At 64.6% G+C, this 1,534-nt stretch carries 2 protein-coding genes; both read right to left on the bottom strand.

Annotated elements, in window-relative coordinates; all coding sequences use genetic code 11:
* Positions 1-32: 32 nt before the first annotated feature.
* Positions 33-1,079 (bottom strand): PDDEXK nuclease domain-containing protein, encoded by a 1,047-nt coding sequence (locus DPA01S_RS15965; RefSeq protein ID WP_061230200.1) that lies wholly within the window; start codon positions 1,077-1,079, stop codon positions 33-35.
* Positions 1,080-1,180: 101 nt separating this feature from the next.
* On the bottom strand, positions 1,181-1,462 hold the full coding sequence (locus tag DPA01S_RS15960) for a hypothetical protein (RefSeq protein WP_061917904.1): 282 nt from the start codon (positions 1,460-1,462) through the stop codon (positions 1,181-1,183).
* Positions 1,463-1,534 lie beyond the last annotated feature (72 nt).

Below are 1,534 nucleotides of genomic sequence, written 5' to 3'. Positions count from 1 at the left end.
TGTTTTGGGGCTACGGTGTGTTCCAGCGTTGTTTACGAGTGGTCTTGGTCGTTCTCGGTGATTTGGGCCAGGGCTGCGGTGAGGTCGTCTTCGCTGGGTAGTGCCTCTTGCTCTGCGGCGGGTAGGGCCTCATAGCTGAAGGTTGAGACGGCCAGGGGTGCGCCGGCTTGGTTCAGTGCGTAGCGGACGACACGATCATTGCGGCTGCCGCAGACCAGGATCCCGACAGTCGGGGCATGCGAGGCGCGGCGCAGGCGATCCTCGACCAGGGCGACGTAGAACTGCAGCTGCCCGGCGTGTTCTGGCTTGAACTTGCCGGTCTTGAGCTCAATGACGACGTACCGCAATTGCTCGACGTGGAAGAACAGTAGGTCAGCGTAGAAGTCCTCGCCCCCGACGTCGAAGTGCACTTGTCTTCCCACGAAAGCGAATCCCGGGCCGAGCTCGCGCAGCGTATCGACGATCCGGTCGGTCAGGGACTCCTCGAGCTCACGCTCGGCGACCTCGCCGGACAGGTCCAGAAAATCAAGGATCAGCGGGTCCTTGGCGATCTGCTGGGCAAGCTCGGAATCTTGCGCAACAAGCTGTTGCGCAAAATTCGACGGAGCCGCCCCGCGGCGTTCGAGGGCGCTGCTGGCGATCATGTTGGCCAGCACGTTGCGCGACCAGCCGTGCTCGACGGCCGCGGCTGCGTACTTGTCTCGATCGTCCTGAGCGCTGAGCTTGTCCAGCAGGACAGTCACGTGCCCCCAGGGCAAGTACGCAACAGGCTGTTGCGCGATTGGTCCGGCAGTCCAGGCGCCGGCGAAGGTCGCCATGTACTGCAGGTTTCGGGCAGAAAAGCCCTTCATTTGGGGAAACTCGGCCCGAAGATCCTCGGCGAGCCTGCGAATCACACCGCTACCCCACCCCTGCCGGGCGCTCTCCTCGCGCACAGCCTGTCCGATGGACCAGTACAGCTCGATCAGCTGGGTGTTGACCCTTCGCTGCGCGGTGACCTGTGCTCGTCGGACCCTGTCCTTGAGATCCTCGACGAGGCGCCCATAGTTGGATGGCAGGTCCAGGTCCCGGGAGGTCACCCGTCCATCCTGACAGGTTTACCCCGGCACGCTGGATAGCAACCGGCTGTAGATGTGCCAGGCCCGTCAATGGCGACTCGCCGGGGCCGGGCCCTCAAAGTTCAATCCCTGCCGGCGGGAAGAGCCTTCACCGCCTCACTCAGGGCCAAGCCGAGGCCAGCTCCGATGAGGCCGGCGCCGATGGCGCCTCCGGCGACCATGGGCAGGACCGCCGACGACGCCAGGACGGCGACTCCGGACAGTCCCAGGCCTGTCACGCCGGAGGCGATGCCGACGAACGTCCCCGGACGGCCAATGTGATGTCCGCGACCGGCGGGCTCGGCGACCATCACGGTCACCGCGATCGCGCAGTACGCGCACACGCTCAGAGTGAGCGCGAGCATTGTTGCATCCACAATCTTCTCCGTTCAGTCGTTGGTACGTGGAATTGTCCACCCGGCTCATGTCGCCGCCGG

The sequence above is a fragment of the Dietzia papillomatosis NBRC 105045 genome (assembly GCF_001570845.1).
Lineage (GTDB): Bacteria > Actinomycetota > Actinomycetes > Mycobacteriales > Mycobacteriaceae > Dietzia > Dietzia cinnamea.
The sequence above is the reverse complement of the archived record's forward strand: the minus strand, read 5'-3'. Positions and strand labels throughout refer to the sequence as shown.